Annotated in this window: 27 protein-coding genes and 1 tRNA gene; 14 read left to right on the top strand and 14 right to left on the bottom strand. The window is 52.3% G+C overall.

Annotated features, from left to right (window positions below):
• Positions 1-56: 56 nt before the first annotated feature.
• From HG1285_RS10455 to upp, 10 genes are read left to right on the top strand one after another with little or no spacing between them, the layout of a single operon-like run.
• On the top strand, positions 57-542 hold the full coding sequence (locus HG1285_RS10455) for an SCP2 sterol-binding domain-containing protein (protein WP_008287228.1): 486 nt from the start codon (positions 57-59) through the stop codon (positions 540-542).
• Positions 533-733, top strand: a complete 201-nt coding sequence (locus tag HG1285_RS10460) for a MoaD/ThiS family protein (protein ID WP_008287227.1) — start codon at positions 533-535, stop codon at positions 731-733. The genes HG1285_RS10455 and HG1285_RS10460 overlap by 10 nt, the downstream gene beginning before the upstream one ends.
• A complete protein-coding gene (rodA, locus tag HG1285_RS10465; protein WP_008287226.1) occupies positions 711-1,826 on the top strand; it encodes a rod shape-determining protein RodA in 1,116 nt (371 codons plus the stop codon). The genes HG1285_RS10460 and rodA overlap by 23 nt, the downstream gene beginning before the upstream one ends.
• Complete coding sequence (gene hemW, locus HG1285_RS10470) at positions 1,823-2,950, top strand: radical SAM family heme chaperone HemW (protein WP_008287225.1); 1,128 nt, start codon at positions 1,823-1,825, stop codon at positions 2,948-2,950. Before rodA ends, hemW begins: the two co-directional genes overlap by 4 nt.
• A complete protein-coding gene (gene ilvC, locus HG1285_RS10475; RefSeq protein WP_008287224.1) occupies positions 2,943-3,944 on the top strand; it encodes a ketol-acid reductoisomerase in 1,002 nt (333 codons plus the stop codon). Before hemW ends, ilvC begins: the two co-directional genes overlap by 8 nt.
• Positions 3,941-4,564, top strand: a complete 624-nt coding sequence (locus HG1285_RS10480; protein ID WP_008287223.1) for a CDP-alcohol phosphatidyltransferase family protein — start codon at positions 3,941-3,943, stop codon at positions 4,562-4,564. Before ilvC ends, HG1285_RS10480 begins: the two co-directional genes overlap by 4 nt.
• Positions 4,561-5,232, top strand: a complete 672-nt coding sequence (locus HG1285_RS10485; RefSeq protein WP_008287222.1) for a dihydrofolate reductase family protein — start codon at positions 4,561-4,563, stop codon at positions 5,230-5,232. Before HG1285_RS10480 ends, HG1285_RS10485 begins: the two co-directional genes overlap by 4 nt.
• Positions 5,233-5,235: 3 nt before the next feature.
• Positions 5,236-6,093 (top strand): type II secretion system protein GspK, encoded by an 858-nt coding sequence (locus tag HG1285_RS10490; RefSeq protein WP_008287221.1) that lies wholly within the window; start codon positions 5,236-5,238, stop codon positions 6,091-6,093.
• Positions 6,093-7,286, top strand: a complete 1,194-nt coding sequence (locus tag HG1285_RS10495; RefSeq protein ID WP_008287220.1) for a type II secretion system F family protein — start codon at positions 6,093-6,095, stop codon at positions 7,284-7,286. Before HG1285_RS10490 ends, HG1285_RS10495 begins: the two co-directional genes overlap by 1 nt.
• A gap of 15 nt (positions 7,287-7,301) precedes the next feature.
• Complete coding sequence (gene upp / locus HG1285_RS10500; protein ID WP_008287219.1) at positions 7,302-7,916, top strand: uracil phosphoribosyltransferase; 615 nt, start codon at positions 7,302-7,304, stop codon at positions 7,914-7,916.
• Here upp and HG1285_RS10505 read toward each other — a convergent pair.
• From HG1285_RS10505 to HG1285_RS20475, 11 genes are all read right to left on the bottom strand, one after another.
• Entirely contained in the window at positions 7,913-8,626 is a 714-nt protein-coding gene (locus HG1285_RS10505) for a hypothetical protein (RefSeq protein ID WP_008287218.1), read from the bottom strand. The two genes, upp and HG1285_RS10505, sit on opposite strands and share 4 nt — an antisense overlap.
• A gap of 7 nt (positions 8,627-8,633) precedes the next feature.
• Positions 8,634-9,743: a cysteine desulfurase family protein gene (locus HG1285_RS10510; RefSeq protein WP_008287217.1), complete on the bottom strand. Its 1,110-nt coding sequence runs from the start codon at positions 9,741-9,743 to the stop codon at positions 8,634-8,636.
• A gap of 9 nt (positions 9,744-9,752) precedes the next feature.
• Positions 9,753-9,851 (bottom strand) — tRNA-Sec (locus tag HG1285_RS10515).
• Positions 9,851-10,315, bottom strand: coding sequence for a glycine cleavage system protein H (locus HG1285_RS10520; RefSeq protein ID WP_232219471.1), 465 nt, complete (start codon positions 10,313-10,315; stop codon positions 9,851-9,853). The genes HG1285_RS10515 and HG1285_RS10520 overlap by 1 nt, the downstream gene beginning before the upstream one ends.
• 64 nt (positions 10,316-10,379) lie before the next feature.
• On the bottom strand, positions 10,380-11,216 hold the full coding sequence (gene fdhE, locus HG1285_RS10525) for a formate dehydrogenase accessory protein FdhE (RefSeq protein WP_008287215.1): 837 nt from the start codon (positions 11,214-11,216) through the stop codon (positions 10,380-10,382).
• A gap of 3 nt (positions 11,217-11,219) precedes the next feature.
• A complete protein-coding gene (locus HG1285_RS10530) occupies positions 11,220-11,855 on the bottom strand; it encodes a formate dehydrogenase subunit gamma (protein ID WP_008287214.1) in 636 nt (211 codons plus the stop codon).
• Positions 11,856-11,857: 2 nt separating this feature from the next.
• A complete protein-coding gene (fdxH, locus tag HG1285_RS10535; RefSeq protein WP_032496603.1) occupies positions 11,858-12,772 on the bottom strand; it encodes a formate dehydrogenase subunit beta in 915 nt (304 codons plus the stop codon).
• A 12-nt stretch (positions 12,773-12,784) separates the two neighbouring features.
• Entirely contained in the window at positions 12,785-15,823 is a 3,039-nt protein-coding gene (gene fdnG, locus HG1285_RS10540; RefSeq protein WP_157560550.1) for a formate dehydrogenase-N subunit alpha, read from the bottom strand.
• Between the two features lie 238 nt (positions 15,824-16,061).
• Positions 16,062-16,964: a selenium metabolism-associated LysR family transcriptional regulator gene (locus HG1285_RS10550; RefSeq protein ID WP_008287210.1), complete on the bottom strand. Its 903-nt coding sequence runs from the start codon at positions 16,962-16,964 to the stop codon at positions 16,062-16,064.
• A 75-nt stretch (positions 16,965-17,039) separates the two neighbouring features.
• A complete protein-coding gene (gene selB, locus HG1285_RS10555) occupies positions 17,040-18,791 on the bottom strand; it encodes a selenocysteine-specific translation elongation factor (protein ID WP_008287209.1) in 1,752 nt (583 codons plus the stop codon).
• Complete coding sequence (locus HG1285_RS20475; RefSeq protein WP_008287208.1) at positions 18,788-18,910, bottom strand: hypothetical protein; 123 nt, start codon at positions 18,908-18,910, stop codon at positions 18,788-18,790. Before HG1285_RS20475 ends, selB begins: the two co-directional genes overlap by 4 nt.
• A 21-nt stretch (positions 18,911-18,931) precedes the next feature.
• On the opposite strand from HG1285_RS20475, the gene selA reads away from it, so the two are divergent.
• Positions 18,932-20,284 (top strand): L-seryl-tRNA(Sec) selenium transferase, encoded by a 1,353-nt coding sequence (gene selA / locus HG1285_RS10560; protein WP_008287207.1) that lies wholly within the window; start codon positions 18,932-18,934, stop codon positions 20,282-20,284.
• Here selA and HG1285_RS10565 read toward each other — a convergent pair.
• The gene (locus tag HG1285_RS10565; RefSeq protein ID WP_008287206.1) at positions 20,268-21,527 is read right to left on the bottom strand and encodes a glycosyltransferase family 39 protein; all 1,260 of its coding nucleotides are present in this window, start codon (positions 21,525-21,527) and stop codon (positions 20,268-20,270) included. The two genes, selA and HG1285_RS10565, sit on opposite strands and share 17 nt — an antisense overlap.
• Before the next feature lie 133 nt (positions 21,528-21,660).
• On the opposite strand from HG1285_RS10565, the gene selD reads away from it, so the two are divergent.
• The 3 genes from selD to HG1285_RS10580 all read left to right on the top strand — a co-directional run bounded on the left by selD (position 21,661) and on the right by HG1285_RS10580 (position 23,829).
• Positions 21,661-22,623 carry a selenide, water dikinase SelD gene (selD, locus tag HG1285_RS10570; RefSeq protein WP_032496599.1) on the top strand — a complete coding sequence of 321 codons (963 nt, stop codon included), beginning with the start codon at positions 21,661-21,663 and terminating at the stop codon, positions 22,621-22,623.
• Between the two features lie 44 nt (positions 22,624-22,667).
• Entirely contained in the window at positions 22,668-23,357 is a 690-nt protein-coding gene (locus HG1285_RS10575) for a biotin--[acetyl-CoA-carboxylase] ligase (protein WP_032496621.1), read from the top strand.
• Positions 23,358-23,433: 76 nt separating this feature from the next.
• Positions 23,434-23,829 carry a hemerythrin domain-containing protein gene (locus HG1285_RS10580; RefSeq protein ID WP_008287203.1) on the top strand — a complete coding sequence of 132 codons (396 nt, stop codon included), beginning with the start codon at positions 23,434-23,436 and terminating at the stop codon, positions 23,827-23,829.
• Here the strand turns inward: HG1285_RS10580 and rsmG are convergent.
• Both rsmG and pyrF read right to left on the bottom strand, forming a co-directional pair.
• Positions 23,826-24,434 (bottom strand): 16S rRNA (guanine(527)-N(7))-methyltransferase RsmG, encoded by a 609-nt coding sequence (gene rsmG / locus HG1285_RS10585; RefSeq protein WP_008287202.1) that lies wholly within the window; start codon positions 24,432-24,434, stop codon positions 23,826-23,828. The genes HG1285_RS10580 and rsmG overlap by 4 nt on opposite strands.
• On the bottom strand, positions 24,427-25,095 hold the full coding sequence (gene pyrF, locus HG1285_RS10590) for an orotidine-5'-phosphate decarboxylase (protein WP_008287201.1): 669 nt from the start codon (positions 25,093-25,095) through the stop codon (positions 24,427-24,429). The genes rsmG and pyrF overlap by 8 nt, the downstream gene beginning before the upstream one ends.
• Between the last annotated feature and the right edge of the window lies 1 nt (position 25,096).

The raw sequence follows: 25,096 nt of genomic DNA, 5'->3' as shown, positions 1-25,096 counted from the left end.
AAAACTCCAGCAAAGGGCTTTAATAGTAAGCCACATACCCACAGGGAGGTGGAAGAATGAAGAGGTTCGTTTTAAGCGTTTTGCTGGCTGGAGGTGTCGGCTTTGCGCAGCCCGTTTTCATGGACAGCGAATGGGCTAAGTCCTTCTGCGAGGTCTGGAACAACACGCCGACGCTCGTGGATGGGCTCGGTCAGAACGGTGCCTGGAACGAGGTTCCCGAGAGGAGGCTCTTTCTCTACAGGAAGGACTGCGGCAAGGACAAGATGGTTCAGCTCACGATCAAGAACGAGAACGGAAAGGCTGTGTGCGTTTACGGGGGTCCTAAAAAGGACGAGAGGACAAGGAACGACTTCCTTATGTACGCTGACACGAAGAGATGGCTTGAGATGGGGAGGAAGGAGTACGGACCTATGAAAGCCATGATGTTTGGAAGGCTCAAGTTCAAGGGACCAAAGTTCGTCGCCATGAGGAACATGGGACCCTTTGAGGCTTTCTTAGACGCCATAGATGAGGTAGAATCAGATACCAGCAGATGCCCATAAAGGTGCTCTATAGAGGCAGGGAGATAGAAGTAGAAGGAAAGAGGCTTAAGGCTAAGGAACTCCTTAAGAAGCTGGGGCTGTCGCCCCTCTCCTCTCTCGTTGTTAAGAACGGCGAGGTAATATCAGAGGAAGAGTACGTGGAGGAGGGTGATAATATAAGGGTTATAAATGCGATTTCTGGGGGAGCTTAAGAGCTTAGACTGGGTTCTTCTCTCTCTTCTTCTGGGTATTCAGCTGTTCGGTGTGGTGGGTGTTTACAGCGCCTCTTACAGCGAGGGCATGCCCGTTCTCTTTAAAAAGCACCTGCTCTACATAGCCCTGAGCTGGCTGATAATAGTGCTCATAGCCCGCGAGAAGTTCAGGAACATACTTGACCTGTCCCTTTACATATACCTCTTTAACCTCTTCCTGCTGGTTCTCGTTCTTATAATGGGAAAGGAGGTATATGGAGCCAAGAGATGGCTCAACTTAGGGTTCATAAACATTCAGCCCTCCGAGTTTATGAAGCTGTCCCTTATACTCCTGACAGCCTACGTCCTGCCCTACATAAAGGGCTTGAGGGACAGGAAGGTTCTCCTTTTAGTGTTCGCCTTCTCCATACCGGCTCTCGTGACCCTTAAGCAGCCAGACCTCGGTACAACGGCAACCTACTTCGTTCCCCTCGTGGTTATGTTGTTTGTGGGAGGGGTACGACTCAGGTGCTTTCTGCTGACCGGATTTGCGTTTGCACTGGCATCACCCTTAGTGTGGAATTTACTTAAGGATTACCAGAAGAAGAGGATCCTTGCAGTTATAGACCCCTACAGCGACTATCTGGGAAGCGGTTACCAGCTCATACAGTCCGTCATAGCCATAGGCTCGGGGGGACTGATAGGAAAGGGTGTTCTGAAGGGTACCCAGTCTCAACTCATGTTCCTGCCAGAAGCCCATACAGACTTCATATTCTCAGTTATAGGGGAGGAGCTCGGCTTCTTGGGAACCTCCGTATTTATACTGCTCGTATTTCTCTTCCTGCTGAGGATCTTTTACTACTTCACCCTTACCCTGACGAGCTCCGAGACCCTTTTCGTCGCTGGGGTGTTCTCCCTTCTCTTCTTCCAGTACTCCGTGAACGTACTCATGACGCTGGGTCTCTTTCCCGTTGTGGGTATACCACTTCCCTTCGTGAGCTTTGGGGGTAGCTCAATGCTTACCTTCAGCATAATGGTCGGCATACTGATGAGCATATACAGAGAGCTTACCGGCGCCGTGCCCCTCCTCTCCAGGGAAGTAAATTATGAATGATGATAAGAGGGCTTTACGTCCATATACCCTTCTGTTCTTACAAGTGCCCCTACTGCGATTTCACGTCGTTGGTCAGGTCGCCCGTTGGCTTTGAGGACTATACAGCTTTCCTTCTCAGGGAAGCGGAGCTTTACAGAGATCTGAACATCCGTCTGGAGACCCTCTACTTAGGAGGCGGGACTCCCACGCTGCTCTCTCCCGGGCAGATCGGCGCTCTTATAGATGAACTCGGCTCTATATTTGACCTCTCAGGGCTGAAGGAGGTAACCGTTGAGTGCAACCCAGAAACCTACAGGTTCGGGGAGTTCAGGGAGCTCCTGAGAGCCGGTGTAAACAGGCTGAGCCTCGGTGTTCAGAGCTTTTCAGAGGAGGGTTTGAAGAGGCTCGGCAGGGAGCACGGCGTTCAGGAATCCTTAGAAGCCTATATCCACGCACGGGACGCTGGCTTTGAAAACGTTAGCATAGACATAATTTACGGTTACCCGGGACAGAGGGTAGAAGATATAGAAATTGAGCTTGAAAGTATAGGAGAGCTTAACCCAGACCACGTGTCCGCATACATGCTCACCCCCCACGAGAACACCCCTATGGGTATGAAAATCCTCGGAGGGGAGCTGGAGATACCAGAGGAAGAAACCCTCGGGGATATATACGATAGGCTCTGGAAGGGTTTGAAAGGGCTCGGTTACGAGAGGTACGAGGTGTCCAACTGGGCTAAGGGCGGAAAGGAGTGCAAACACAACCTCCTGTACTGGACTATGGAGGAGTTCCTCGGTCTCGGCGTCTCAGCCTGGGGCTTCTTTGGGGGACGGAGGTACGGAAACACCAAGAACGTCATGAGTTATGTTAAAGCCCTCTCGGAGGGGAAGAAACCCCTGCAGAGTGAGGTTCTTCTGAATGAAGAGGATCTCTTTGAGGAGGAGTTGATGCTCAGGCTCAGGTTGAAGTGGGGACTTGGGGAGGAGGATATGGAGCTTATCCCTGAGCGCCTGAGGGGGTTCTTTGAGATCAAGGGAGGAAGGCTCGGTATAAGAGAGGAATACATGCTTCTGTCCAACGAAATAATTACGGAAGTCCTGTTATATAATTCTGATAGAAACTCAACGGAGGTCAGGAATGGCTAAGATATACTACGACAGCGACGCAACCCTTGATCCTCTCAAGGGAAAGAAGGTTGCCATACTCGGTTACGGATCCCAAGGGCACGCCCACGCTTTGAATCTTAAAGACAGCGGTGTTGATGTGGTTATAGGTCTTCATGAGAAGAGCAGGTCAAGGGAAAAGGCTCAAAAGGACGGCTTTGAGGTTATGACGCCCTCCGAGGCAAGTAAGGTAGCGGACATAATAATGTTTTTGGTTCCCGACACCATACAGGCTGATCTCTATAAAGAGTGTGTGGAGCCTAACCTTAACTCCTCCAAGGCTCTCGCCTTCGCTCACGGCTTTAACATACACTTCAAGCAGATAGTCCCTCCCGGTGATGTGGACGTCTTCATGGTAGCGCCCAAGGGACCCGGACACCTCGTCAGGTGGATGTATGAAGAAGGCAAGGGCGTTCCCGCTCTGGTAGCCATATATCAGGACGCCAGCGGGACCTGTCTTGATAAAGCCCTCGCCTATGCAAAGGGCTTGGGAGCCACAAGGGCTGGAGTTATAGAGACGACCTTTAAGGAAGAGACGGAGACCGACCTCTTCGGTGAGCAGTCTGTTCTATGCGGTGGCGTTACCGCCCTCATAAAGGCTGGATTTGAGACCCTGACGGAAGCCGGATACCAACCGGAGGTCGCCTACTTTGAGTGCCTCCACGAGCTCAAACTCATCGTTGACCTCATATACCAGTACGGTATAGCGGGAATGAGGTACTCTATATCCGACACCGCCAAGTACGGAGACGTAACCAGAGGCGATAGGATATACGAAGTGGTAAAGCCCTTGATGGAACAGATACTCAAGGAGATTCAGAAGGGAGAGTTCGCAAGGGAGTGGGTGCTTGAGAACAAGGCTGGAAGACCCGTGTATCACGCCCTACTTGAGAGGGACAGAGAACACCTCATAGAGAAGGTGGGAGAAGAACTCAGGAAGATGATGCCCTGGATAACAGGGAAGGAGCTTAAATGAACCTAACCAGCAAGAGGGAGAACCTGAAGAAGCTCTACGTTCCCATAGGTCTCGCCTTAGCGAGGACGGGAATACACCCTAACCTGATCACCCTGATCTCCCTCTTCTTGGGAACCATGTCCGCCTACTTCTTCTATAAGGAGAAGGTTCTCACCGCTGTGGGACTGCTCATATTGTCGGGTCTCTTTGACCTGCTGGACGGTGTTGTAGCCCGTGAGACGGAGAGGACTTCTAAGTTCGGTGCGGTCTTTGATTGGGTGGCGGACAAGTGGGTTGATGGCTTCGTTCTGGGTGCGGTGGGCTTCGCCTTCGCTTCGCCCTTTGTGGCTGTTACCGCTGTGGTGGTGTCCATGCTCCACTCCTTCATAAAGCCCGTCGCCTACGCTGAGATAGGCTACTCGGAAAGGGTAAAGGGTAAGATAAAAGACCCCCTTGAGGGTGTGGGTTTCTTCGGAAGACCCGAGACACACCTGACACTTATAGGCTTTGCCCTCCTTGAACGTGCCCACTTCCCCATAGGTCTCAACTTCGGGATAAAGATAATAGCCCTGCTCACCCTCCTTTCACTCCTGCTGAGGGTGATATACCTATACAAACACTACGGGAAGGAGTACGAATGATGGAACAGAGACCCTACGTGATAATAGTCTCCGAGGTGAGTATAGATGGAAAGCTCACCCTATACAGAGGTGCCTCCTCCAAGGAGCTGATGAGCCTGATGGACGAGGAGGCTTACAGGTATCTCCACGAGATAAGGGCTAAGGTGGACGGGATAATGGTGGGCTGTGAGACCGTCAGAACCGATAACCCGAGCCTTACGGTCAGGTACGTAAAGGGTAAGAACCCTACCCGCATAATACCCTGTTCCACCGCCAACGTTCCCCTTGACGCCAACGTCCTGAACACCGAGGACGCACCCACCATAATAGCCACCACCGAGAGGGCTGACAAAGAGAGGGTGAAGAAGATAGAGGAGAAGGGTGCAAAGGTGGTAGTGGCGGGAGACGAGCTGGTGGACTTTGACCTCTTGCTTCCAAAACTCTACGAGATGGGCATAAAGACCCTCATGGTGGAGGGCGGAGCCTCAATAAACTGGGAGTTCGTGAGGAGAAAAAAGGTGGACGAGATAAGGCTCATACACCTGCCGGTGATAGTGGGAGGAGAGAACGTCCCTACGCTCGTCGGAGGAGAGGGCTTTAAGAAGTTAAAGGACATACTGCACCTGAGACTCAGGTCTCACTTCAAGAGAGGCAACCAGCTCATAACGGAGTGGGAAGTGGCGAGATAAAAGTTGCTTATAGCGCTCGTTATTTCCTTCTTTGTCTTACTGTCCGGATACGTGGTAACAGCTTTACATTCAGCTACCTCCTCCGGCAGGTTCGTTGAGAAGCTGTATATAAAACAGCAGTCTTACCATGCCCTCGTGTCCTTGCTCCCTTACATACTTCAGGGCTTGAGGAGGGAAAACCAGAGTTACGATGCTCTCTCAGACCCTTGGGCTCTTCCCTTCGTGGTGAAGACCGACAAGGGGGAGCTTGAAGTGCTCGTATACGACGAGGATAGATTCCTGAATCTGAACAGCGTTGGGGAAGACAAGGTTTACCGTGAGGTGTTTGAGAGACTTTTGCAACTCCTGGAGATAAGTCCCGGATACACATCGCGGCTGCTTGCATGGCTCGGGAAGGAGTCCCATAGCTTTGATAGTAAGTATCCTGTGAAAAGGGCTCCCATGGACTCTCCGGAGGAGCTCCGCTTTCTGGGAATGACCGACGAGGAGCTTTACGGCAGGACGGAGGGGGAAGTGAGCTACCCGGGGCTCCTGAGCCTCGTAACGACCTATTCCTCTGGGAAAATAAACATAAACACTGCGCCTAAATATATACTCATGGCTCTTGACCCGAGGATAGATTCAACGGTCGCAGACAGGATAATGGAGAGGAGGGCTTCAAACCCCTTCAGGAAGGTGAACGACCTCGTTCTTGTGGAGGGCGTCAGCTTTGACGTGCTGTACAGGATTCAGAAGATAATAGATGTTAAGAGCACCCACTTCAGGGTGAAGGCTACAGTCAAGACGGGAGATGTTGAGACTACCCTTGAGCTGGTTTACGACAGGAGTAAGGACAAAGTTGTATACAAGAGGATGTACTGATGGCTGAGTTCTTCTATGAGGGCGTGAAGGAAGGGAGAAGGGTAAAGGGAAAGCTCGTAGCAGCCTCCAGGAAGGAGGCTGTGAGCAGATTGAAGGGTGAGGGTGTTGTTCCCCTTTCCCTTGAGCCCGTTAGCCATAATAAACCGATCTGGAAGAGAGAGTTCCGTCTTAGAGGTCCCTCGGAAGAGGAGCTTTCCTTCGTCCTGCTCCAGCTCTCCGTCCTCATTGAAGCTGGTATATCCCTTGCCAGAGCCCTTGAACTCGTGGCTTCCCAGACAGAGGACGAGAGGGTGGCAAGTGCACTCCTTGAGATTAAGGGTAGCGTTGAGAGAGGAGAGCCCCTATCATCAGCCTTCAGAAGGAGCGGTCTATTCCCAGAGTTTCTCTCGGAGATGCTTACCGCCGCGGAGACGGGAGAGAACCTTGAGAGGATATTTGCCATAGCTGGGAAACACCTTGAAACGGTTGCCGACATGAAGTCCCGTATAGTTGGGGCTATAACCTACCCATCGGTGGTCATAGGCTTCAGCATCTTTGCCCTATTCGTAGCCATAAAGTTCGTCGTTCCCAAGATAGCCAAGGTGCTGGAGGGTTTTGGCAGAGAACTGCCCCTCGTAACCAAGGTCGTCATACTCTTATCGGACATGCTCACCTACGCTCTGTACCTCTCTCCCCTGATAGTGCTCGCGTTCTTTTATAGGGGAAAGCTCGTAGGCAGGGAGAGGATGGATAAACTTCTTCTGAAGATACCTGTGGTCGGTAAGGTGGGTTTCTACTTCAACATTTCAAGGTTTGCCTACACCCTGTATATGACCCTTCTCTCGGCTGTCCCCATAACGAACGCGTTCCGGATAGCAACCGGGAGCGTTTCCAACACCTACATAAAGGATAAGCTTGAGGCGCTGTCTGAGGAGATAGAGAGGGGAAGGAGCGTGTCCTGGGTGCTCAGGAGAACGGGTATATTCCCTCCTCTATTTGTGAACCTCGTGGAGACGGGGGAGAACAGCGGAGAGCTGGAGAGGATGCTCAAGCTCGCTTCGGAGATATACAAGAAGGAAGCCCTCAGGCTCATAAACCTCTGGGTCAGGATGATAGAGCCTGTCTCAATACTTATCATAGGTGTCATAGTGGGCGTGATAGTGGTCAGCGTCCTGCTCCCCCTGACCGAGATAACTTCGGGCATAAGAAGGTAGTAAAATTTTATTGCCTTGGTCAGAGAGCTTAGACACCCAATACTCGTTCACAAGCTTAACAGGATAAGAGACCTTTCAACACCGAGGGAGGTGATACGCAGGCTCCTTGAGGATATAGCTGTGCTGATGGTCTATGAGGCTCTGCAAGAGGTTGAGCTTCACAGAAGAGAGATAGAAATCTGGCTTGGGAAAAGAGAGTTTGACTTTGTTAGGGAAGAGGATGTGGTCTTTGTCCCCATACTCAGGGCTGGAGTTCCGATGCTGGAGGGTGCCCTGAGGGTCTTGCCGAACGCCAGTTCCGGCTTTATAGCGATAAAGAGGGATGAGGAGACCCTTGAGTCTAAGGTCTTTTACTCAAGACTTCCAGATCTGGAGGGAATGAGGGTTCTTATCCTTGACCCCATGCTCGCCACAGGCGGAACTCTGCTTAAAGCCCTCTCCGAGGTGAAGAGACATAAACCGACGTCCACGGCGAGCTTACACATAATCTGTGCACCTGAGGGCGTTGAAAGGATAGATAAGGCTTACCCCGAACACAGACTTTACACGGTATCCATAGACGAGAGGTTGAACGACAAGGGGTACATAGTACCTGGGCTCGGGGACATGGGGGACAGGCTCTTTTCCTAAAAGAGGGATATGAACTTAAGTGAGATAATCTGCCTGACTGACTCTGGTTGGAGGACGTAACCGCTACCGTAGGGTTTAGGTTCAGAGCGCCTGAACTTGACGTAGGAGTAAGACAGCTCTATGCCGTAGGAACTTCCCTTTAAACCTGCACCGAGCTCGTAAGCCTGTCCCTTTTTGGGGCTCAGCTCCGGCACCCCTGTGAGGGACGCCTGCATACGTGCATCCCTGAACATATACCTGTATTTGCCATAGGCGTAGGTGCCACCTGAGGATAGCCTCAAGCCTAAATCAATGGAGTCAAAGAACCAGGTTTCTGAGTAACCTACAGCCTTTGAAGTGGACTCTATGTCCCTGACCCACAGCTCGGAACGGTAGAGGAGTTCCCCTCTGAGTCTAACAGTTGAGCCAGCTTCACCCCAAACCCCTCCTGCAGCCGATACGCCTAAGTAGTTCGTGTCCGTCTCAACAGGGTCTCCAGCCTGCGTCTGCCCGTCGTATCTGACCGTTCCCCCGTAAAGCTCTGCCTCTCCCGTAAAGAACCCGGCATCTCCCCTCAGCCCCAGACCTAAGATGAGCCCGGTTTCGTCAAGGAGCTTGTTTCCCGAGGAGTCAAACTCTTCCCATAGGAAGTACTTGGGAGATACGTAGACTTCAAGGGCAAACCCCAGAGAGCTCCCCAGGAGAACGCCCGAAAGTATTAAGCTTCTCATGGGCTTATTATAAAACTCTCGCAACCCTCTCCACAGCTTCGTAAACCTCTTCTTCGTTGTTCAAAAGCCCAAAGGAGAAGCGAACCATGCGTGTGGCTTCCTCCTCCGAGTACCCCATCTTTAAGAGGTGTTCGTTGGGAATCACCTCTCCCGAGGAGCAGGCTGAGCCCGAAGAGCAGAAGAGCCCCTCCTGAGAAAGGCTCTCAACGATCTCCCACCCTGTCTTTCCGGGAAAGATAACCGCGGATATGGAAGGGTTTCTTTTCGCGTGCTTCCCAACTATCCTGACGCCGGGCACCCTCTCCTCAAGGAGTCTCTCAAAGGTATCCCTCATATGTCTTAAGCGTTCAGTGTTCTTCTCAAAGTCCTCGTATATGAGCTCAAGCGCCTTCGCCATAGCGAGTATGCCGTGGAGGTTCTCGGTGCCGCTCCTGTAGCCGAACTCCTGCCCACCTCCCACGAGAAGGGGCTTAAAGAATATCCCTTCTTTTATATACATGAAACCGACGCCCTTTGGGGCGTGGAACTTATGCCCTGAAAAGGTGGCGTATCCGACCCCTTCCAGAGAGAGCTTCACCTTACCCACAGCTTGAACCGCATCGGTATGTAAGGGAGTTCCCTTTTCCCTGCACAGCTTAGCTATCTCCCTCACCGGTTGAACTGTCCCGAACTCGTTGCTCACGCTCATCACGGATACGAGGAGCGTGTCTCCGTCAATCAGGCTCTCAAGGTGTTCAAGCTCTACAACTCCCTCCCTGTTGACGATAGCCTCCCGCACAACTATTCCGTTCCTCCCGAGTTCCCGGGCAACCGCACTGACGGACTTGTGCTCTATTGAGGATATGACTACGTTGCCCCTTCTGCCTGTGAACGACAGGCTTATGAATACGCTGTTGTTCCCTTCTGTGGCACATGAGTTGAATATGATCTCCGGAGGTGAGACTCCCAGCAGGCTGGCTACGTTCTCCCTTGCGAGTTCAAGGAGTTCCCGGGCTTCCTCACCTACCCTGTGGGGGCTTGAGGGATTGCCGAATACTTCAATAGAACGACAGATAAAGTCCTTAACCTCCGGGAGCAGTGGCGTGGTTGCCGCGTTGTCAAGGTATATCCTTCTCATGTCTCCCCCTGGCGGGAGAGGGAGGGAATTGAACCCTCCGGAGACCCCTCGCGGGACCTCCCACGGGATTTGAAGTCCCGGGGCGGCACCAGCCTACCAACCTCTCCCTACTCCTCCACCTTAGAACAGTCTATATCTTCGTTGATTATAACCTCCTTCACCTCGGCAGAGACCTCTTCAGCCCTCTTCAGCCCCTTTAGCTCTTCCGGTCTGGTAGCCCTTATCTCAGCTATCCAGTAAGTATAGGGCTTGCGGTTTATCAGCCCAGGTTCTTTTACAGCCTCTTCGTTCACAGCGACCACTTCCCCCGAGAGAGGTGTGGGAAAGGTCGCTATCCTCTTCCCAGCCTCAACGGTGGCGAGGTTGTCATCGTACTCAAGGCGCGTCCCAACGGGCTTGACCCTTATGGAGTACAGGGGATAGCTAAGGGCGGCGAGAATAGACATCATGCCTACGGAGTAAACGCCCTTTCCTTCCTCCTTCACCCACTGGAAGAGCATCCTGTGAGGCTCAACCCTGTAAAGCCTGTCGTCTTTTATCGTGCACCCAAGGACTTTAAGATCCTTCCCCATTGCCCTACCTGAGTATAGCAGGGGTAACAGGCACAGTACCCTGAGAAACTCTCTCCTGAGCATATCAGAAACCTAAGAGGTTCCTTTCCACCTTTACGTATCCCTCTCCCTCTGCCCAGAGGTCAAGGCTCACGGTCGCTACATCCTCAAGGTCTGGCACGGCGAGCCCGTCCTTCCTCATGTCCACTATCTTTATGTACCTGTTGCAGAGGGAGCACGTCTGGAGCTCTATGTGGTTTATCTCACCGCTCACGAAGTAGTTCAGCTTATCGTCCTCCGAGTTGCCGCACTCCACACACTTAGTCCTTACGTAGAGCCAGTCAGTCAGGCATAGACTACACCTCAGAAACCTCGCCCCTTCCCATTCCTCCGTGTCCATCAGGAACGAGACTGAAGGCTTTGAACCGCAAACGGGACATGTGTTCCTTAGCCAGCCCTCCTGGTTGAAGCTGACCCTGTCCGCAGACAGGTATAAAATGGGCTGGAGCAGTGCGGTAAAGAGCATCCTCACCACAGGGTCTGTCTCCTCACCCCTTAGAAATCTTGAGAGGAGTTCCCTCACCCCCTCCCTTCCCGTCTCCCCCACCTCACGAGCCTTCTTCCTCATCTCCTCGGTTCCAGCCTCTTCTACCACCGCGAGGAGCTTTTCCATGTAGGTCAGATAGGGTTCAAAGTTTACGGAGCTGAGATTAAGGGCTGGTTTGCCCGACCTTATCCTGCTCTCCGCCCCGGAGAGGTCTATAGAAACTCCCTTCTCCGACAGCTCCGCAAGGAGCTCGTTCTGAAACTCTAATATCCTTTCCATAAAGCTGAGTATCTGGGAGGATTCGGGGAACTTCTCCTTCAAATGCATGAGTCTTGAGAGGGCAAACTCTCTCTCCTTCTGCTTAAAGGTGTTCATACTTCACCTTCCCTTTATGTCTCTGTACCACCTCGGGTGATGGAATCTCGCCCAAGTGGCGGAGACCTTTCCTCCTATCATTCCCCATAAGGAACCGGGCACCCCTATGGTTCCCATGTAAATGTGTATTATCGTAAAGGCACCCGCAACTATGAAGGCAAGCTCGTGAATAACCACAGACCACCTCACGAGCCCCATGCTAAAGTCCTCCTGGAACCATATAACTATCCCCGTCAGGAAGAAGACTATGGCGCTTATGAAGACGACCCAGGCGTAGAGTTTCTGCCCGGCGTTGAACTTGCCTGCCTCGGGTAGCTCATCGTGGCGACCGGATATGTAAGCCTTGATCTTCATTAAAAACAGCACGTCCTCTCCCGTTATCACCATGTCCCTCGCCCACTTTAGTATCATGAGGACAGCACCTATGGAGAAGACGACGCCAGCCCACGGGTGGAGCCAGCGTGCAAACTCACCACCACCGAGAAGCGTCAGGAACCAGTGGAACTTGGGATAGGCTATCCCTATACCGGATAGGAGGCAGTAAAGGAAGGACAGGGCGGTAACCCAGTGGAGCACCCTGTCTAAGGCTGAAAACCTCTCTATCTGCTCCTCATACACCTTTGTGCTCTCAACAGCCATGATCAACCCTCCTCACTCTTGCTCTCTTCTTTGCCTCCGAGAACCTTTATAGGTCCCCAGATTATCAGCTGGAGGAACAGACCCACGATCGTACCCCAGAAGGCTATGCTTCCCAGAGTCTTGAGTGGTCCCGTCCACAGGGTAACGGAGGCGTCGATCCGTGGGTTCTCCGGTAAGTTGTACTCCTTTACGTTATCCCCGTGGGGCAGGACGTATATGTAGCCCGTACCGTTGACTCCCGGCGGGTCGTAGAGGGTTGCCTTGTCCAGACCCCTGCTCTTCAGGCTCTCCACTATCTTCTTGCCCTTCTCAACCATGTCCTCCTTGAGACCGAAGGTTAGACATTGAGTTGGACACGTTTTTACACAGGCAGGCTCCAGTCCTGCCTCAACCCTGTCTATGCAGAAGTTGCACTTCCAGGGCTTGTTGTTGGCATCGTACCTCGGGACGTCAAAGGGACATCCTACGACGCACATCTTACAGCCTATACACTTGGAGTGGTCAAAGTCCACAACTCCGTTCTGGTACTGGATTACAGCGCCGGGGGAAGGACAGGCTACGAGACAGCCGGGTTCCCTGCAGTGCATACACTGGTATTTGGTTATGAACCAGACAAACCCTTTATCACTCTCGCCCTCGTTGAACTTCATGAGCATGAAGAGGTCTGGTCTCAGGTCGGGATGGGACTGGTAGCCCGCTATCTTCCTCTGGACGACCTCCTCGGGGGTCATTATGGGGGGTGTGAGGTCGTGCCACTGCTGGCATGCAGCTTCACAGGCTTTGCAACCTATGCAGGAGGATATGTCAACGAGTATGGCGAGTTCGGGATAGCTCTTTATGCTCGTATCGGGTTTGTCCGTTGCAGACATACGCCTTATACCTAAACCTACTGTTCCACCTGTTGTCAAAGTGCTCATGCCACCACCTCCTCAAGCCCTAACCTTCTCAATGTTTGCGAGGAAACCCTTGAACTCAGGCGTCCTTGAGTTGGGGTCCCACACGTTGGGGGTTATGAAGTTGGCTATTGCTCCCTTGACGAGCCCCTCAAATCCCCAGTGTATTGGTATGCCCACCGTGTAAACGGTCTTTCCGGCGACCTGTAGGGGCTTTATCCTCTTCGTGACGAGGGCGATAGCCTCTATGGACGCCCTTGCGGTCTCCACCTTCACGAGGTCTCCGTTGCCTATGCCCTTCTCCTTGGCGAGCTCTTCGGGTATCTCCACGAACATCACGGGAGCGAGGTGAGAGGTTCCGTATATGTGCTTAGTCCAGAAGTGGTAGTGCTCCGTGAGCCTGTAAGTTGTAGCAACGTAAGGGAACTTATCCGGTGTGCCGAGCAGGTCTATGTCAGCCTTATAAACCTTCGCAACCGGGTTGTGGGGAACGTTTGGATGAAGAACGTTCGTGACGGGAGACTCGTAAGGCTCGTAGTGCTCAGGCAGGGGTCCATCCTTAAAGGTGGCGTAGCTCTTTGCCGCGAAGAGCCTTCCCCTGCCTTCGGGTAGCATTATGAAGGCTCCTATCCCCTTCTCCGGAGGCGCGGTAGCAGCTGTGTCGGGTGTGTCCCCCACCCATCTGCGTAGCTCTGGGTCCCATCTGAGGAGGGGTCTTTCAGGGTCCCAGGGTCTTCCCTTTGCGTCAGCGGAAGCCCTGTTGTAGAGAACTCTCCTGTTGGCAGGCCAGTTCCAGGCATAGTTGGGATAGGTTCCGAGCCCGAGCGGATCGTGTAAGTCCGTTCGCTTTGCGAGGTTGCCCTCCGGTGGATAGACCCCGGAGTAGAGCCATCCTCCGCAGGCGGTAGAGCCGTCGTCCCTGAGTGCGGTGAAGAGCTTGACCCTCTCTCCCTTCTTGTGTCCGTCCACATCTCTCGTATAGTAGCCGTTTATCTCGGTGAGTATCTCCTCGGCGGTCGGGTAGTAGGGGTTCTTGTAAGTCCACACGAGGTTCAGTATGGGGTCTGGGAAGGCACCTCCCTCCTTCTCGTAGAGCTCTCTCAGCTTCATGAAGAACCTTCCGAATATCCAGTACTCGTCCTTGGCGTCCCCCGGTGGGTCGGTAGCCTTGTACTTCCACTTTATCCACCTCGCGCTGTTGGTCATAGAACCTTCCTTCTCAAGGAAGGTCGCTGTTGGAAGGACAAGAACTTCCGTCTTTATGTCAGCAGGGTTCACCCCCTCCGCCTTCCAGAACTGGGCGTTCTCTATCAGGAAGGGATCCATCACTACCATCCACTTGAGGTTCTTGAGTGCCCTGACGGTCTTCTTGGCGTTGGGCGTGTTGTTGACGAAGTTCAGGGCTACCGTGACCATGCCCTCTATCTTTCCCTTGTACATGTCGTCTATGAACTTGTCCCAGGAGTTGTATCCCCCTTCGGGCTTGTAGAGGTAGTCGTAGGCGAAATCGTTCTCGGGAGTTGCGGAATCACCCCACATGCACTTGAGGAAGCTTATGAAGAACTTGGGATAGTTAGCCCAGTAATTCATGCTCGTTGGGTGGAGCTTCCTTGGGGTCTTCGCCCTCAGGTGCTGTTGCAGGGTCTGCTGTTCCGGTTTTGGAGGCTTTATGTACGTTGGGAGGTTCTTGTTCTGTCCCGCGAGGTCTGTCATGCCCTGAACGTTGGAGTGACCCCTCAGGGCGTTTATACCACCTCCCGCAACCCCTATGTTTCCGAGGAGGAGCTGGAGCATACAGGCGGTTCTTATGAGCTGGGTGCCGTAGGAGTGGTGAGTCCACCCCAAGGCGTAGAGTATGGTCATGTTCTTGTCGGGAGCTCCGCACTTTGCCACCTCCTCCGCTATCTGGAGGAACTTTTCCTTGGGTATCCCCGTTATCTTCTCCACGACCTCCGGTGTGTAACGGGAGTAGTGCTTCTTGAGGATATTAAGAACGCATCTGGGATGCTTGAGGGTAGGATCCATCTTGGGGTATCCCGTTTTGGGGTCGTACTCGTAATCCCACGTCGTCTTGTCGTAGCTCTTCGTTTTAGGGTCGTATCCCGTGAAGAGCCCGTCCTTGAAGCCGAAGTCCTCCCTCACTATGAAGGGGGCTGTGGTGTGTATCTTCACGTACTCCTTTTGGTACTTCTCGTTCTGTAGGACGTAGTTTATGAGACCTCCCAGGAGGGCTATGTCGGAGCCAGGTCTTATCTGGGCGAATATGTCGGCAACCGCCGAAGTCCTGTTGAACCTGGGGTCAATGTTTATTATCTTCGCACCCCTCTTCTCGCGAGCCTTCACAGCCCACTTGAATCCACAGGGGTGGTTCTCAGCCGGGTTCCCTCCCATGACGAAGACGAGGTCGGCGTTGGATATGTCTACCCAGTTGTTGGTCATCGCTCCTCTGCCGAATGTTGGGGCCAAACTGGCCACCGTCGGTGCGTGTCATATAGTCGCCTGGGTCTCTCGCGCCGAAAGCCCGAGGGCTATTCCGATCTTGACCATGAGCCATCCTTCCTCGTTCCCGAGTGGTGAGCCCACAGCCCAGATTATGGAGTCGCACCTGTTCACGACTCTCCCTGCCCTGTCCTTGTGGACGAAGGTTCTGTCCCTGGTGTCCTTCACCCACCTGGCGAACTTCTCTATAGCCTCGTCCCAGCTTATCTCCTTCCACTCCGAAGACCCTGCGGGTCTGTACATAGGCTTCGTGAGTCTGTCCGGGGCGTTTACGAAGTCTCTAAGGGTGGCTCCCTTGGGGCAGAGCGTTCCCCTGTTTATGGGGTCGTCCGGGTTGCCCTCAATGTGGATTATCCTGTCCTTCACGTTCATAGCCCCGTCCGAGAGGGAGTAGGCTAAAACTCCGCAGGAAACGGAGCAGTAAGGACAGATGCTCTTGGTGACCTTAGCCTTGGCTATCTTTAGCTCCCTTACGCGGGCGTGTGCCTGGGTGAGGTCAAAGCCCAGACCTCCTATGACGCTCGCTCCCAGACCTCCCGCCGAGAGCTTGAGAAAACCCCTCCTTGATACCTCCATGCTCGCACCTCCTAAGGAAACGAACTCATGACTTTAAAGGTAGCCACCTTTAGCTAAGGGGGATACTTGTAGTCCTTGGAAGGCTACTTCTTGCCCTGAAATATTTCTCCGGAGGTGTAATCTGGACTGACTGGTATAAAGGGTGTATGCGGTTTTAAAATTATCTTAATCTCTTTATATACCAATTCCGTTATATTCAAAATTTGAATGATAGGGTTTTAATATTTAGCAAGATTTTTTAAAACATCGTTTTAGAGCGTAGAAGTAAGAAGTTCATGAGTTCCTGAGCGACGTTCGGTATGGGTCTGTTTCTGTCCTTAACCATGTAAAACTTCCTAACTATGGGCTCAAAGTTAGCCACCTTGAGCTTTATAAGGAAGTTATCGTTTCTAACAGAGTGCTCCGAGAGGAAGGAGAACCCAACTACGAATCTGAGTGCCCTTTTGACGGCGTCGTTGCTTCCAAAGGTTCCCACCACGTTCATATCCCTCAGGGAGAGCCCGTATCGCATGAGTATGTCTTCCACCCTCCTCCTCGTCCCTGAACCCTCTTCCCTGACAACCATGGGGATGTCCTTCAGCTCGTTCAGGGAGAGAGTCCTTCCTTCAAGTTCGGGATTTGCTACCGTCCATATCCTGTCCTCGTAAAACTCGGTGAACTCCACACCGCTTCTATCCGGGAGGTAGCCTATGACACCGAAGTCCAGCCTGCCCTTTACAACCTCACCGTATATCTGAAGGCTATCACCTATGAGGAGCTCAACGTTTACGTTACCTTTGTAATTCTCTATGAACTCTCCGAGTAACTCTGGCAGTATATAGTTGCCGGGAACACTGCTCGCACCTATGCGAACCACGCCCCCCTTCCTGCCCGAGTATCGCCCTATATCCTCAAGCAGTCTGAGCTTAAAGTCCATGAGCTCCCTTGCGTAGTCGTAGAGCCTGTCGGCTATGGTGGTCGGCACGAGGGACTTCCCCTTCCTGTAAAAGAGCTTCTGTCCCACCTGCTTTTCCAGGTTCTTGAGGTGGAAGGATATGGTTGATTGGGAGGAGTGGAGGCACTTGGTAGCTTCCGTCAGGCTCTTCTTCTCGTAAACACAGCAGAATATCTCTAACAGCCTGAGGTCAACGTCCCTCAGCAACCCACACCCCCTAATGCCTGATTATATCAGTCCTCTTAACGGACGGTAGGTTTCTAATCATAGAGAGGTCGTCTTTCAGCGCCTCCATACCCTTCTGTCTCCCTTCCTCTCAGTCATTCCGAGGAAGTCCAGGTGCTCAAGCAGGGGTATGAGGAACTTTCGCGTGAGACCGGTTGCCTTCTTCGCCTCCTGAACGGTGAAGCCCTCCCCTAAAGTCCGGAGCTTTTCTTCGTAGTGCCTTAAAAGCTCTTCTGAAATTATCAGGAACTCTCCGAGCCTGTGAACGTGTCTTCTCTTTATGGACAGGCTGAGCACCTCTTTCGGCACACCCGCCGAGAGTATTTCCCTCTCCTCCCTTATGCCCTCCCTCAGGAGTTCCTTGAGCCTTATGAAGTCGGCGTTCTGCGTTAGGTCTGAATTCCTCTCGTCTACCACGTGCTCCCCCAGGAGCCTGAAGTTTTTTAGAGACGAAATTATGTATTCAAAGAGGGTGTTGCTGAGCCCAAACCTCTCCGTAAGCTCCGCCTTCGGAACACCGTATCCCTCCTCCCCTATCCTTTCCTTAATGAACAGCTCAAGCCTCTTCTTCAAGTGTTCCACGAACTCCTTTGAATAGAACCTGTCTCCCACCTTTACAGAAACTCTTTCAAGGATGCCCGTGTTCGGCGCCCTACCTGTGAGCTTTCTGAAGAGCTCTCCTGACAGCCCCACGGGACCCATCTCCCTGAGCAGATACTCTTCGTAGCTCTCAAGGAGAAGCCCAGCGTTTTCCTTTATAAAGGACTTCTTCAAAACCCTCGGGTAAGGGTGGATAACCTCAACGCCTCCTGCCAGCCTGCCGGTAGGATCAAGAACCACAGCTCTATCCCCCCTGCGAGCGACCACACCTTCCTCAAGTCTCAGTATGAAAATACCCTCCCCGACATGGGAGAGACGACCCCTGACCTCTCTCATCCCGAAGAAGAAGCTGTAAAGCCTGCCGGGCTTGAGAAGACTTTCGGAGCGCACCACCATGCGACCACTCTTTATATATGAGCCGGGCTTGAGAACCCAGAAACCTCTCTTAACCTCATCGTAGTTCACGTCGGGAAGGTTAAGGGCAACCCTCTCCCCTGCCTGAGCCTCCCTGACGAACTTTCCGTGGTTCTGAATCTTCCTGATCTTTGATACCACCCCGAGAGGCTCAACCACCACCCTGTCTCCCTCCCTGACCTTCCCCTCCACACAGCTGCCCCTTATGACCGTCCCATAACCCTTTACCACGAAGGCGGAGTCCACCAGCACCCTGAGGGGAAGCTCCTCTTTATTTTCAAGGGCTTTCAGGGCTTCCTCCCTCAGCCTATCCCTGAGTAGCTCCAGACCCTCACCGTTCAGGGAAGATACCTTAACGACCGGCAGTTCAAAGTCCTCCTCCCCCAAGAAGTTCCTCAGCTCATCTTCCGCGAGCTCAAGTATCTCACCCTCAACCTTGTCTATCTTTGTAAGGACGGCTACGCCGTGCTTTATGCCGAGGAGTTTGGCTACCGACAGGTGTTCACGGGTCTGGGGCATGACGCCCTCTCCGGCGTCCACCACGAGCAATATACCGGACACTGAGGACAGTCCGGCAACGGAGTTCCTTATGAACCTCTCGTGTCCAGGGACGTCTATGAGTTCAAGCCGCAGTCCCTCCTCGGGAAAGTCAAGGTAGGCGAAACCGAGGTCTATGGTTAGCCCCCTCCTCTTCTCCTCCGGTAGCCTGTCCGTGTCTATACCCGTTAAGGCTCTTATGAGGCTCGTCTTCCCGTGGTCAACGTGACCTGCGGTCGCAAACAGGACGAACTTCATTTTCCATACCTGATCTCTACCTTTCCACGCACGCCCATGTCAAAGCCCTGCTCACTTCCATTCTTCGCAGAACAGGAAAGCAGGAGGAACAAGACGCCTATCAGAAGCACCAGTCTCATCAGGATAATAAAATAGCACCTATGGATGAGCTCTTGAGGAACATTCCTCAGGTCTCCAGGGTTCTGGAGAGGTTCAGGAACTCTTACCCGGAGGAGGTAGTCAAGAGAGCGGCGAGGGAGGTCACGGAGGAGTACAGAAAGCTCCTTAGAGCCGGCAAGATAAAGGACACGACAAACGTATACGCAGACATAGAGAAAAGGATCGGAGAGCTTTTGAAGACCAGTCTCAGGAGGGTTATAAACGCCACAGGCGTGGTCATAAACACGAACCTCGGAAGGGCACCGCTCCACAGGGAGGTGGTGGACTTCATAGAAGAGGTAGCACTGGGGTACTCCAACCTTGAGTACGACCTTGAAGGGGGGGAGAGAGGCTCAAGAAACTCCCACGTTGAGGGACTGCTGAAAGAGCTCACGGGTGCTGAGTCAGCTTTCGTGGTAAACAACAACGCCGGGGCTGTTTACCTCGTCCTGAACACGCTGGCAAAGGAAAAGGAGGTCGTGGTCTCAAGGGGAGAGCTCGTGGAGATAGGGGGTAGTTTCAGGATTCCGGACATAATGGAGAGCTCGGGGGCAAGGCTGAGGGAGGTGGGTACGACCAACAGAACGAGGATAGAAGATTACGAAAGGGTTATTTGTGAGGATACCTCACTTCTGATGAAGGTTCACAGGAGCAACTTCCACATGGAGGGTTTTGTTGAGGAGGTGAGCCTTGAGGAGCTCGCCCTTCTCGGGAAGAGGTATCGGATACCCACATACTACGATGCGGGAAGCGGTCTTCTCGTGTCTCCGAGAGACTTTGGGGTAAACACCGCAGAGCTCAGTTTTAAGGAATGTATTTCCAGAGGAGTTGACGTGGTCTCAGGAAGCGGAGACAAGCTCTTGGGGGGACCCCAGGCTGGTATCATCCTCGGGAAGAGAGAGCTCGTGGAGGCAATGAAGAGAAACTCCATGGTGAGGGCGTTGAGGGTGGACAAACTCACCCTGGCGGGGCTGGAGAAGACCCTCAGACTTTATCTTGAAGGGAGGACTGAAGAGATACCCGTTCTGAGGATGCTCACGGAAAGCCTCACAGTCCTCAGGGGAAGGGCAAAAAAACTCGCCCGCATGCTGAAAAGGATCAAGGGTCTTGAGGTTGAGGTCTTGAAGGACCGGGCAAAGCCCGGTGGTGGTTCACTTCCCCAGCTGGAGCTTGAAACCTACTGCGTCTCTCTGAGACATAAAAGTTTGAGCACAGAGGAGCTCTCAAGAGCACTCCGACTTTCCAATCCTTCTGTTGTAGGGAGGGTCAAGAAGGACTGGCTCCTACTTGATATGAGGACTGTGTCCAACCAAGAGCTAAAGGATATCTTCAGAGCTCTCACTCAACTTGAATGAGAACAAGCTTCTTGCCGAACTCATCTCCGCGTGTCAGAACGCGAGCTTTTGTGAATTCCTTTGTGTACCCCTCCTTAGTAATAACTAGGTTTCCTTTCCTAATCTCCCGCAAGTTTCTAACCTTCTCTATGCACCTTCTCGTGTAAAAGACTATGGCGGAGTTCTCTATCTTGTAAAAATATACATTTTTAGGTTTGAGCTCCTTTATAACCTTCACAGCTTTGGGAACAAAACGCTTTTCCTCAAGGGTGTGGGCATACATTAGAATACCTAGCACGAGCAGTGTGGAAATGATAAGGACAGCCTTTAGATACCTTTTACCAACGTAAGAGGCAAAGATTACAGCCAACGGAGGGTAAAGGAAGAGAACATAGTGATGGAGCTTGTTCTTAGCGAGGCTGTAAAAGAGAAAGACGAAGAGGAACCACAGGAGCAAGGGGTTCAGCTTCCTGTCCCAGTTCCTAACAACCCGAGGGATCGCTGGAAGGTAAAGGAGTGTACTCGCCCCGATTATGGGAATGTAGTACCAGAAGGGGTAGGGGTGTATGCTTTTGTGCCCTGTATATCTGAGTATATTCTCGTAGATGAAGAACTTGTAAAAGTAAGCGAAACCGAACCTGTAAAGCATCGCACCGTACCATGAAAAGCCGACCAGAAAAAAGAGGGCAATACCTTTCAGACTGATAAACTTTAGGTTCCTCTTCCACAGGAGATAAACACAGCAGGGGAGGATCACACCCACGGGACCCTTCGTCAGAAAGGCAAGCGAGAGGGCAAACCACCCCAGTGTGAACCTGCCCTTGACGAAAAGGAAAAGCCCTAAGGTCATGAAGAAGGTGAGTAGCATCTCGGGGGTAGCGCTCTTGGACTCAACCCAGTTGTGGATAAAGGTGTCGTAAACTATAGCCGAAATGACCGCAGCCTCAGGCTCTATGATTTCTAAGGCTATGAGCCAGGTAAGTATATCTGTGCCTATAGCAGATATGCCGGATATAAATCTTGAGCTAAACTCATTCACACCAAAGATAGAGAAGGAAATATCTGTGAGCCAGTAGAACATGGGCGGTTTTTCAAAGCGTGGCTTGCAGTTGTAGCAGGGTTCTATAAAATCCCCACTCTCAAGCATTCTTAGAGAGGCTTCAAGGTTCTTCCCTTCATCGGGAGAAGTTATGGACAGAACCCAGTTTCCCGCCATGAAGAGAAAGAGAGAGAACAAAAGAAGCAGGAAGAGTTTGTATCTCACTTTATTTAGATTTTATCTAAAGAAGACCTGAGCTTGCTTCCATCAAATCTAAAGAAACCCTCTTCCAGAAAGCTTAAACTTACACTTTATGGAACTCTTGAAGCTGGTTCGTTCTTCAGGTTGAGCGGCAAAGCTGGGTCCGGGAGACCTGCAGGAGATACTGGAAGGGCTTGACCTCTACATGGACGAGCACACGCTCGTTTCTGTGGGAGACGATGCGGGGGTTTACGAACACAACGGCACCGTTTACGTTCACACGGTAGACTTCATAACCCCTGTCGTAAACGACCCGTACCTGTGGGGTGCTATAAGCAGCGCCAACTCACTCAGCGACGTTTACGCTATGGGGGGCATACCTCTGACAGCTTTAGCGGTGGTAGGCTTCAACAATTGCGATCTTGATGTGGGCGTTTTTAAAGAAGTTATGAGGGGAGCCGTTGACAAGCTGAGGGAAGCTAAAACCGTTCTTCTCGGCGGTCATACCGTAGACGACAAGGAACCCAAGTTCGGTCTTGCGGTCACCGGCGTGTGTCCCGAAGGAAGTTACGTTACTCAGAACAGTGCAAAACCCGGACAGCTTGTAGTTCTTACAAAGCCCATAGGGACGGGCGTGATGATCAAGGCTCTTAAGGAGGGGCTCTTGAAAGAGGAGGACATAAACGAAGCTCTGGAAAACATGCTTACGCTGAACGACAGGGCGAGCGAGCTTATGAAGTCGGTTGAGGCAACAGCCTGCACCGATGTTACCGGGTTCGGTCTTTTAGGGCACGCCTGGAATATCTGCAAGAACTCAGGGGTGGGGATGAGAATTTACTTTGAGAGGGTGCCCGTGTACCCGCAGGCTATTGAGTTGATTAAGAGGAAGGTCTACCCAAAGGGAGCTCAGGACAATCACAGCTTCGTGAGAGAATTCTTGAGAACCGAGCTGGAGTGGTGGAAGGTTCTGCTCCTGTGCGATCCCGTGACCTCGGGAGGGCTGCTGTTCACAGTAGATAGTGACAAGGAGTCCGAACTCGTATCCACCGCCGAGAATATAGGTTTGAAGACGTGGGTTCTTGGGAGCGTTACGGGCGAAGGGTCAATTGAAACCCTGTAGAGGGTTTTGACTTTTGTGCAAAAATAGAAGTTGTGTTCCCCTACATGCTCTGGTTTGAAGAGGTTAGCTCAACGCAGGAGCTGGCTAAAGAGAGGGAGCTTCCCTGCGGAACTGTTGTGGTCGCCGACAGGCAAAAAAAGGGAAAAGGAAGAAAAGGAAGGAGGTGGGAGTCCCAGGAGGGAGGCTTATACTTTAGTTTCGTCCTCTGCGAGAGGGATTTTAGAGACTTCGTTCAGCTGCCTCTGGTGGTGGGGTTTGCGCTCTCCCTCTATCTGGAGCACGTAGGTGTTAAGACGGGTATAAAGTGGCCCAACGACGTTTACGCGAGGGGGAAGAAGATCTCGGGTGTTCTCGTTGAGAAGAGCGCCGGAAGGATAGTTGTGGGTGTGGGTCTCAACGTCAATCAGGAGAGTTTTCCGAAGGAGTTGGAGGTTGGGGCGACCTCTATGAGGCTCATAACCGGCAGAGAACACGACAGGAGAGTGGTTCTCAGGGGAGTCCTTGACTCCATATCGGATAACGTGAACCTCTACAGGCTTAAGGGCTTTAAACCCTTCAAGGAGAAGATAGAGGACAGGCTCCTGTTCAAAGGGGAGGAGGTCGTCATACTCGGTGATAAACCTGAGGTCGGTATACTGATCGGCATAGACGAAGAGGGCTTTCTGCTTCTCCACACCCCTGCAGGGGAAAAACGTATAGTCGCAGGTGACGTGAGCCTCAGGCTTTACAGGTAAATTTGTGATAGTAATCATTTGCTCACAGCAAACATATGTTAACTTAAAGGTGTCCACATTATAAGGAGGTAGTTTGATGTTGATCAAGCCTAACGAGATTCAAAAAGTGGCGAACATGTTCTTCAACGCAGTCCATGAGGACGAGATTGAGCTGATAAACCAGCTTTACGACGCTCTTAAGGCTAACGACGTGGAGAAGGCTGACAAGCTAATGGATGAGCTCTTGGTTGATGTGGAAGACCACTTTTCAACTGAGGAAGCCATGATGAAGGAGGCAGACTTCTTCGGATACCCTATGCACAAGGCAGACCACGATAAAATGAGGAAGGAGATAAAGGAGGTATACGACAACTGGAAGGAGAAGAAAGACCCCAAGAAGGTCATGGACTTTCTTGAGAACAAGCTCGTTCCCTGGTTGAAGCTTCACGTTGCCCAGTGGGACTCGGTCACGGCTATGCACATAGGAGATTAGGAGAGTCTCTTCCAGAGGATATAGGAGGGTGGCAGCCCTCTGACCTCAACCCTGCAGGGCGTATAGCCGAGTTCTTCTGTCCACTCTTTCCGAAGCTCCTTACCCTTCATCACAAAAACGTACTCCCTGGAGAGGTTCTCCAGGACTCTGTGTATTTCCTCAAACTCTCCCATAGCCCGTGATACTACTATGTCAAAACTTCTATCTACCCTCTCAGCCCTCTCGCATATGACAGTCCAGTCCATATTTAGCCTTAGTTTCAGGTATTCCAGGAAGCTACACTTCTTTGACACGGACTCTATTAAAAAGAGCTCTATATCCTTAAGGTATATCTTCAGGGGAACGCCCGGAAAGCCGGCACCGCTGCCCACGTCCGCAAACACCTTTCCCTGCCAGCGAACTCCAAGCTCTACGAAACACCTGACAAGGGACAGGGAGTCTATGAAGTGCCTTCTGACTATCTCCTCGTCTTTCTTTACGGAGGTGAGGTTGTGTACCCTGTTCCACCTCTTAAGCTCCTCAAGGTAGAGCCCGAACTTCTCTGCGTCCTCCTGTGAGAGCTCAAAGCCAGCCTCGGAAAACAGCCTCTCTATAAGCTCAGGCACCTATGCTCTCCAGGACTTTCTCCACGACCCCCACGGGGTCGTCGCTCCTGTATATATCCCTTCCCATGACGATCATGTCCGCCCCTTCCCTGACAGCCTCCTCGGGCGTGAAGACCCTCCTCTGGTCTTCCGCGTTGCCGCTCAGCCTTATACCGGGCACCACCGTGAAGAGCCCCGTCTCCTCCTTTATCCTTCTGACCTCCCCGGCGGAGCACACGACCCCCTCAAGACCGGCCTCCTTACCTGTGCGGGCTAAGTAGAGGACGAGCTCTTCCACGCTTACGAAGCGAGTGTGCAGGAACTTCAGGTAGCTCTCGTCGTGGCTCGTCAGCAGGGTTACACCTATCAGCTTGACCTTCCCCTTTGAGCTCACAGCCTCTCTCAGCATCTCTGCACCGCCGAGGGTGTGGAGGGTCAGATAGTCCACACCGAGCCTTGAAGCCTCCTCCACGGCGAGCCTCACGGTGTTGGGTATGTCGTGGAACTTCATGTCCAGGAAGAGCTCACAGCCGGTGGACTTTACCTTCTCTACTACCTCAGAGCCGGACTGCAGGAAGAGTTTGGGACCCACCTTGAATACGAGGGGATAGCCAGATAGGGTTTCTATTAGCCTGTAAGCCTCTTCTCTGTCCACATCAAGGGCGACGCACAGCTTTGGCATG

The sequence above is a fragment of the Hydrogenivirga sp. 128-5-R1-1 genome (assembly GCF_000171895.1).
Note: the sequence above shows the minus strand (reverse complement) of the source record. Positions and strands in the feature narration are given on the sequence as shown.

What these genes read in the sequence shown, in the direction of transcription:
- HG1285_RS10455 (WP_008287228.1), top strand. Translation starts at nt 57, where the DNA reads ATGAAGAGGTTCGTTTTAAGCGTTTTGCTGGCTGGAGGTGTCGGCTTT.
- HG1285_RS10460 (WP_008287227.1), top strand. Translation starts at nt 533, where the DNA reads ATGCCCATAAAGGTGCTCTATAGAGGCAGGGAGATAGAAGTAGAAGGA.
- rodA (WP_008287226.1), top strand. Translation starts at nt 711, where the DNA reads ATGCGATTTCTGGGGGAGCTTAAGAGCTTAGACTGGGTTCTTCTCTCT.
- hemW (WP_008287225.1), top strand. Translation starts at nt 1,823, where the DNA reads ATGATGATAAGAGGGCTTTACGTCCATATACCCTTCTGTTCTTACAAG.
- ilvC (WP_008287224.1), top strand. Translation starts at nt 2,943, where the DNA reads ATGGCTAAGATATACTACGACAGCGACGCAACCCTTGATCCTCTCAAG.
- HG1285_RS10480 (WP_008287223.1), top strand. Translation starts at nt 3,941, where the DNA reads ATGAACCTAACCAGCAAGAGGGAGAACCTGAAGAAGCTCTACGTTCCC.
- HG1285_RS10485 (WP_008287222.1), top strand. Translation starts at nt 4,561, where the DNA reads ATGATGGAACAGAGACCCTACGTGATAATAGTCTCCGAGGTGAGTATA.
- HG1285_RS10495 (WP_008287220.1), top strand. Translation starts at nt 6,093, where the DNA reads ATGGCTGAGTTCTTCTATGAGGGCGTGAAGGAAGGGAGAAGGGTAAAG.
- HG1285_RS10505 (WP_008287218.1), bottom strand. Translation starts at nt 8,626, where the DNA reads ATGAGAAGCTTAATACTTTCGGGCGTTCTCCTGGGGAGCTCTCTGGGG.
- HG1285_RS10510 (WP_008287217.1), bottom strand. Translation starts at nt 9,743, where the DNA reads ATGAGAAGGATATACCTTGACAACGCGGCAACCACGCCACTGCTCCCG.
- HG1285_RS10520 (WP_232219471.1), bottom strand. Translation starts at nt 10,315, where the DNA reads ATGGGGAAGGATCTTAAAGTCCTTGGGTGCACGATAAAAGACGACAGG.
- fdhE (WP_008287215.1), bottom strand. Translation starts at nt 11,216, where the DNA reads ATGAACACCTTTAAGCAGAAGGAGAGAGAGTTTGCCCTCTCAAGACTC.
- HG1285_RS10530 (WP_008287214.1), bottom strand. Translation starts at nt 11,855, where the DNA reads ATGGCTGTTGAGAGCACAAAGGTGTATGAGGAGCAGATAGAGAGGTTT.
- fdxH (WP_032496603.1), bottom strand. Translation starts at nt 12,772, where the DNA reads ATGAGCACTTTGACAACAGGTGGAACAGTAGGTTTAGGTATAAGGCGT.
- selB (WP_008287209.1), bottom strand. Translation starts at nt 18,791, where the DNA reads ATGAAGTTCGTCCTGTTTGCGACCGCAGGTCACGTTGACCACGGGAAG.
- HG1285_RS20475 (WP_008287208.1), bottom strand. Translation starts at nt 18,910, where the DNA reads ATGAGACTGGTGCTTCTGATAGGCGTCTTGTTCCTCCTGCTTTCCTGT.
- selA (WP_008287207.1), top strand. Translation starts at nt 18,932, where the DNA reads ATGGATGAGCTCTTGAGGAACATTCCTCAGGTCTCCAGGGTTCTGGAG.
- HG1285_RS10575 (WP_032496621.1), top strand. Translation starts at nt 22,668, where the DNA reads ATGCTCTGGTTTGAAGAGGTTAGCTCAACGCAGGAGCTGGCTAAAGAG.
- HG1285_RS10580 (WP_008287203.1), top strand. Translation starts at nt 23,434, where the DNA reads ATGTTGATCAAGCCTAACGAGATTCAAAAAGTGGCGAACATGTTCTTC.
- pyrF (WP_008287201.1), bottom strand. Translation starts at nt 25,095, where the DNA reads ATGCCAAAGCTGTGCGTCGCCCTTGATGTGGACAGAGAAGAGGCTTAC.